This is a genomic window from Bradyrhizobium sp. PRIMUS42 (genome assembly GCF_023006515.1).
Taxonomy (GTDB): Bacteria; Pseudomonadota; Alphaproteobacteria; order Rhizobiales; family Xanthobacteraceae; genus Bradyrhizobium.
This window is the reverse complement of record NZ_JALBGZ010000352.1, coordinates 1-6,567: the sequence shown is the minus strand read 5'-3', so window position 1 is coordinate 6,567 and position 6,567 is coordinate 1. Positions and strand designations below refer to the sequence as shown.

Below are 6,567 nucleotides of genomic sequence, written 5' to 3'. Positions count from 1 at the left end.
CTGCGGTTGCCGCGCAGGCACGCCAGCGCGCCGGGATCGCCCTCGCGCTCGGCCATTTCCAGCTGCGCCTCATAACCGTCGCCGAGCCAGAGCTTGATCTGCCACTCCACCGCCTCGCGCATCGGCGGCGTGTCCTCGATCACATCAACGGTCCAGCCCGCGCGCTCCAGCCGCTTGCCGGCATCGCTCACCGCATCCTTCACCTCCGGCGTGGTGGCAAGTCCGCCCGGATTGAGGCAAAGCGCGGCGCGCTTTTCCCGCACGGGACCTTGCAGCGGCACCGGCACGAACCAGGGGTCGCGGATGTCGCGGGCCGACATGGCTTCGAGCGAGATCCTGATGTCGTTGACCGTGCGCGCCAGCGGACCCGAGACCGCCATGATCTGCGGCCCGATCGGGCGCTCCGGCAGCGCCGGATCACCCCGTCAATTTCTTCGGCACGCTGAAAGCGGGCGCCCGCATTGCGCATCTGTCGCCGCTCGACGGCGAGATCGCGCTGACCCACAAGATCGCCGATTCCGGCTCGCGCCTGCTGGTCACGTCCAATCTCGCGGCGCTGCTGCCGACCGCACTGAAATTCCTGGAAAAGGGGCTGATCGATCGCCTCGTCGTCTGCGAGGACGATCATTGGGGCAAGGTCGGCACGCCGCAGGCGGCGATTCCCAATGATCCGCGCATCGTGACCTTCAAGGCCTTCGTCGAGGGCGCGACCGCGCCGGCAGAATGGCCCGCCGTGACGGCCGACGACGTCGCGCTGCTGCAATATACCGGCGGCACCACCGGCCTGCCCAAGGGCGCGATGCTGACGCACGGCAATCTCACCTCCGCAGTGTCGATCTACGACGTCTGGGGCAAGCCGTCGCGCGCCGCGCGCGGCGACGTGATCGAACGCGTGATCTGCGTCCTGCCGCTGTTTCACATCTATGCGCTCACTGTGGTGCTGCTCTCCTCGCTCAGCCGCGGCAATCTGATCTCGCTGCATCAGCGCTTCGACGTCGAAGCGGTCATGCGCGACATCGAGGTCAAGCGCGCGACGTACTTTCCGGGCGTGCCGACGATGTGGATCGCGATCGCCGCGCTGCCTGATCTCGACAAGCGCGACTTCTCCTCGCTCGCTGTCATCGGCTCCGGCGGCGCGCCGCTGCCGGTGGAGATCGCGAATTTCTTCGAACGCAAGGTCGGCAAGAAGCTGCGCAGCGGCTGGGGCATGACCGAGACCTGCTCGCCCGGCACCGGTCATCCGCCCACGGGGCCGGAGAAGCCCGGCTCGATCGGCCTGACGCTGCCCGGCATCGAGCTCGATGTCGTCGCGCTCGACGATCCCAAGCGCGTGCTGCCGCCGGGCGAAGTCGGCGAGATCCGCATCAAGGGCCCGAATGTCACCAAGGGATACTGGAACAAGCCAGAGGGCTCCGCGGAGGCCTTCGTCGACGGCCGCTTCCTCACCGGCGACATCGGCCATGTCGACACCGACGGCTACTTCTTCCTGGTCGACCGCAAGAAGGACATGATCATCTCCGGCGGCTTCAACGTCTATCCGCAGATGATCGAGCAGGCGATCTACGCCATACCGGGCGTGCACGAGGTGATCGTGCTCGGCATTCCCGACCCCTATCGCGGCGAGGCCGCAAAGGCCTTCATCAAGCTGAAGCCGGACGCAAAGCCGCTCTCGCTCGACGAGCTGCGTGCGCAACTGGCCGGCAAACTCGGCAAGCATGAACTACCGGCCGCGGTCGAATTCGTCGACGATCTGCCGCGTACGCCGGTCGGAAAATTGTCGCGCCACGAATTGCGCCAGCAGCAGAAACCGGCACAATCCAAATCATAGAGAAGTAGGTTCACAGGAGGATCCGATGGATCTCGCATTCACGAAAGAAGAGCAGGCGTTTCGCGAGGAAGTGCGATCATTCTTCCGCGACAACGTGCCGCCGGATACGCGGCGCAAGCTGGTGGAGGGCCGCCACCTCTCGAAGGACGAGATGGTGACGTGGTGGCGCATCCTCAACAAGAAGGGTTGGGGCGTCAGCCACTGGCCCAAGCAATATGGCGGCACGGGCTGGACCTCCGTGCAGCACTATATCTTCAACGAGGAGCTGCAGTCCTATCCGGCGCCGCAGCCGCTCGCCTTCGGCGTCAGCATGGTCGGCCCTGTCATCTACACCTTCGGCAATGAGGAGCAGAAGAAGCAATATCTGCCGCGCATCGCCAATGTCGACGATTGGTGGTGCCAGGGCTTCTCCGAGCCCGGCTCCGGTTCTGACCTTGCCTCGCTCAAGACCAAGGCCGAGCGCAAGGGCGACAAATGGATCATCAACGGCCAGAAGACCTGGACGACGCTTGCCCAGCACGCCGACATGATCTTCTGCCTGTGCCGCACCGACAACAATGCGAAGAAGCAGATGGGCATCTCCTTCATCGTGTTCTCGATGAAGTCGAAGGGCGTCACGGTGCGCCCGATCCAGACCATCGACGGCGGCCATGAGGTCAACGAAGTGTTCTTCGACGACGTCGAGGTGCCCGTCGAGAATCTGATCGGCGAGGAGAACAAGGGCTGGGACTACGCAAAATTCCTGCTCGGCAACGAGCGCACCGGCATCGCCCGCGTCGGCGTCTCCAAGGAGCGGCTGCGCCGCATCCGCGATCTCGCCGGCAAGGTCGAATCCGCCGGCAAGCCGATCATCCAGGACGCGGCGTTCCGCGAGAAGCTGGCGGCCTGCGAGATCGAGCTGAAGGCGCTCGAACTCACCCAGCTCCGCGTCGTCGCCGACGAAGGCAAGCACGGCAAGGGCAAGCCCAATCCGGCCTCCTCGGTGCTGAAGATCAAGGGCTCCGAGATCCAGCAGACCACCACCGAGCTGCTCATGGAAGTGATCGGCCCGTTCGCCGCGCCTTATGATGTGCACGGCGACGACGGCTCGAACGAAGCCATGGACTGGACCGCCCAGATCGCGCCAAGTTACTTCAACAACCGCAAGGTCTCGATCTACGGCGGCTCCAACGAGATCCAGCGCAACATCATCGCCAAGGCGGTGCTGGGGCTTTAGGCGTCATTCCGGGGCGCGCGTAGCGCGAGCCCGGAATCCACAACCACGACCGGGAGTATGGATCCCGGGCTCGCGCTACGCGCGCCCGGGATGACGAAGCAAGAATTTCGGGTACGAGGAACCAAAGAAATGGATTTTGATCTGAACGAGGAGCAGCGGCTTCTCAAGGAAAGCATCGACGGCCTGCTGACCGATTCCTACGATTTCGAGCAGCGCAAGAAATACATGAAGGAGAAGGGCGGCTGGAGCAAAGCCGTCTGGCTCAAGCTCGCCGAGCAAGGTCTGCTCGGCCTGCCCTTCGCGGAAGCCGATGGCGGCTTCGGCGGTGGCGGCGTCGAGACCATGATCGTGATGGAGGCGCTCGGCAAGGCGCTGGTGCTCGAGCCCTATCTCGCAACGGTCGTGATCGGTGGCGGCTTCCTGCGCCATGCCGGCACCGATGCGCAGAAAGCCGCGCATCTGCCCGGCATCATCGACGGCAGCAAGACGCTCGCCTTTGCCCAGCTCGAGAAGAACTCCCGCTACGATCTGTTCGACGTCACCACGACGGCGAAGAAGAAGGGCGACGGCTGGGTCATCGACGGCGAGAAGTTCGTCGTGCTCAACGGCGAGAACGCCGACACGCTTGTCGTCACCGCGCGCACCAAGGGCGACCGCCGTGACAAGCCCGGCATCGGCGTGTTCCTGGTCCCTGCCAATGCCAAGGGCGTGACCAAGAAGTCCTACCCGACCCAGGACGGCCTGCATGCCGCCGACATCACCTTCACCGGCGTCGAAACCGGCCCCGATGCGGTGCTCGGCAATCCCGAGGATTCGCTCGCGCTGATCGAGCGCGTGGTGGATGAGGCCCGCATCGCGCTCTGCGCCGAGGCAGTCGGCTTGATGGACGAGTCACTCAAGACTACCGTCGAGTACATCAAGACCCGAAAGCAGTTCGGCGTCGCGATCGGCTCGTTCCAGTCGCTGCAGCACCGCGCCTCCGACATGTTCGTCGCCGCCGAACAGGCGCGCTCGATGTCGATGTTCGCGACCATGGCGAGCGATTTCGAGAGCGCCCAAGAGCGCGCCAACGCCGTCGCGGCAGCCAAGGTGCAGATCGGCAAGTCGCTGAAGTTCGTGGGACAGCAGGCGATCCAGCTGCACGGCGGCATCGGCATGACCATGGAGGCCAAGATCGGCCACTACTTCAAGCGCCTCACCATGATCGAGAACAGCTTCGGCGACACCGACTACCACCAGCGCCGCGTCGCGGACGCGGGCGGGTTGATCTGAGTCTCTCCACCGTCATTGCGAACGTAGCGAAGCAATCCAGACTGTCTCCGCGGCGACATCTCTGGATTGCTTCGTCGCAAGAGCTCCTCGCAATGGAGGCCGTTGAAGCATCGAGGCAACAACAATGAAAAACACCCCGTTCGATCTCACCGGCAAGGTCGCCGTGGTCACCGGCTCCAGCCGCGGCATCGGCCGCTCCTCCGCCGAACTCCTGGCAAAGCTCGGCGCCAAGGTCGTGGTGTCCTCGCGCAAGGCGGATGCCTGCAAGGAGGTCGCCGACGGCATCATCGCGGCCGGCGGCGATGCCGCCGTCATCCCCTGCAACATCGCGCGCAAGGCCGAGGTCGAGGCGCTGATCGCAGGTGCGACCAAGCATTACGGCAAGGTCGACATCCTCGTCTGCAACGCCGCAGTGAATCCCTATTACGGCCCGCTGCTCGACATCACGGATGAAGCCTTCGACAAGATCATGGGCTCGAACGTCAAGAGCAACATCTGGCTCTCCGCGCTGGCGATCCCGCAAATGGCCGAGCGTGGGAACGGCTCCGTCATCATCATCTCCTCGATCGGCGGCTTGCGCGGCTCCACCGTGATCGGCGCCTACGGCATCTCGAAGGCGGCCGACTTCGCGCTGTGCCGCTCGCTCGCCGGCGAATGGGGCCCGAAAGGCGTTCGCGTCAACTGCATCGCGCCCGGTCTCGTCAAGACCGATTTCGCCCGCGCGCTATGGGAGGACGAGGCCATGCTGAAGCGCCGCACCGCCACCACGCCGCTGCGCCGCATCGGCGAACCCGACGAAATCGCCGGTGCAGTCGCCTACCTCGCCTCGGATGCGTCGACCTTCATGACGGGACAGACCATAGTCATCGACGGCGGCGTGACGACGGCGGCGGTGTAGCGGGTCGTGTCCCGGACGCATAGCAGCGCGAAACGCTGCTATGCTGAGCCGGGACCCAGCAGCCCTGGCATTGGGCCCCGGCACAGCAGCGCACCGCCAAGGCGCTGCGCTGCGTCCGGGGCACGAGACCGAGACCAACCTTGACCTTCCGCCTCCAATCCGCTCCCTTTGGCGCGACACAATGACTCCCTCCGGGGAAACGCCAAGCTAAACGCCAAGGTAGCCGCCATGTCTTTCGTCCTCGCCATCGACCAGGGCACCACCTCTTCGCGCGCGATCGTGTTTCGCGGCGATATTTCCATCGCCGCCAAAGCGCAGCAGGAATTCCCGCAGCATTTTCCCGCCTCGGGCTGGGTCGAGCATGAGCCGGAGGACATCTGGACCTCGACCGTGATGGTGTGCCGCGAGGCGATCGAGCAGGCTGGCATCAGCGCAAAGGATATCGCCGCGATCGGCATCACCAATCAGCGCGAGACCACCGTGGTGTGGGACCGCGCGACGGGGCAGGCCGTGCACCGCGCCATCGTCTGGCAGGACCGCCGCACCGCCGACATCTGCGCGAAACTCAAGGCAGACGGCCGCGAGCCCGTGATCTCGCAAAAGACCGGCCTGATCATCGATCCCTATTTTTCCGGCACCAAGGTCGCCTGGATCCTCGACCACGTTCCCGGCGCGCGGGCGCGCGCCGCGCGCGGCGAATTGATGTTCGGCACCGTCGACTGCTATCTGCTCTGGCGCCTCACCGGCGGCAAGGTGCACGCCACCGATGCCACCAACGCCTCGCGCACGCTGCTGTTCAACATCCACACCGGCCAGTGGGACGACGAACTGCTGGAGATCATCGGCGTGCCGCGCTCGATGCTACCCGAGGTGAAGGACTCTTCCGCCCGCTTCGGCGAGAGCGCGCCCGATCTGTTCGGCGGCGCGATTGCCATCTCGGGCATCGCCGGCGACCAGCAGGCCGCGACCATCGGCCAGGCCTGCTTCCGTCCGGGCATGATGAAGTCGACCTACGGCACCGGATGCTTCGCGCTGCTCAACACCGGCACCACGCCTGTGGTGTCGAAGAACAAGCTGCTCACCACCGTCGCCTATCAGCTCGACGGCAAGCGCACCTATGCGCTCGAAGGCTCGATCTTCGTCGCCGGCTCGGCGGTGCAATGGCTGCGCGACGGCCTCGGCATCATCAAGCACGCCGCCGAGACCGGACCTCTTGCTGATCAGTCGGACTCCATGCAGAGCGTCTATCTCGTCCCCGCCTTCGTCGGCATGGGCGCGCCCTACTGGAATCCGCGCGTCCGCGGCGCGCTGTTCGGCCTCACCCGCAACACTGGCCCGGCCGAGCTCGCGCAC

At 65.1% G+C, this 6,567-nt stretch carries 4 protein-coding genes and 2 pseudogenes; 5 read left to right on the top strand and 1 reads right to left on the bottom strand.

From position 1 onward, the window contains the following. A pseudogene (locus MOV75_RS23095) lies at positions 1 to 419 on the bottom strand (amidase family protein); the annotation flags it as partial. Here MOV75_RS23095 and pimA point away from each other — a divergent pair. The 5 genes and pseudogenes from pimA to MOV75_RS23070 form a co-directional block, all read left to right on the top strand. Then, positions 413 to 1,828: pseudogene (pimA, locus tag MOV75_RS23090) on the top strand (dicarboxylate--CoA ligase PimA); the annotation flags it as partial. The pseudogenes MOV75_RS23095 and pimA sit on opposite strands and share 7 nt — an antisense overlap. 25 nt (positions 1,829 to 1,853) lie before the next feature. Next, positions 1,854 to 3,044 (top strand): pimeloyl-CoA dehydrogenase large subunit, encoded by a 1,191-nt coding sequence (pimC, locus tag MOV75_RS23085; protein ID WP_246928324.1) that lies wholly within the window; start codon positions 1,854 to 1,856, stop codon positions 3,042 to 3,044. Between the two features lie 129 nt (positions 3,045 to 3,173). Next, positions 3,174 to 4,316: a pimeloyl-CoA dehydrogenase small subunit gene (gene pimD / locus MOV75_RS23080; protein WP_246928326.1), complete on the top strand. Its 1,143-nt coding sequence runs from the start codon at positions 3,174 to 3,176 to the stop codon at positions 4,314 to 4,316. Positions 4,317 to 4,440: 124 nt separating this feature from the next. Continuing rightward, on the top strand, positions 4,441 to 5,214 hold the full coding sequence (locus MOV75_RS23075) for an SDR family NAD(P)-dependent oxidoreductase (RefSeq protein WP_246928328.1): 774 nt from the start codon (positions 4,441 to 4,443) through the stop codon (positions 5,212 to 5,214). Positions 5,215 to 5,442: 228 nt separating this feature from the next. Further along, a partial coding sequence (locus MOV75_RS23070) for a glycerol kinase GlpK (RefSeq protein WP_247006673.1) occupies positions 5,443 to 6,567 on the top strand: 1,125 nt, incomplete at its 3' end.

Excerpts from the sequence above, each read along its gene's own strand:
- pimC (WP_246928324.1), top strand. The coding sequence starts at position 1,854 with ATGGATCTCGCATTCACGAAAGAAGAGCAGGCGTTTCGCGAGGAAGTG.
- pimD (WP_246928326.1), top strand. The coding sequence starts at position 3,174 with ATGGATTTTGATCTGAACGAGGAGCAGCGGCTTCTCAAGGAAAGCATC.
- MOV75_RS23075 (WP_246928328.1), top strand. The coding sequence starts at position 4,441 with ATGAAAAACACCCCGTTCGATCTCACCGGCAAGGTCGCCGTGGTCACC.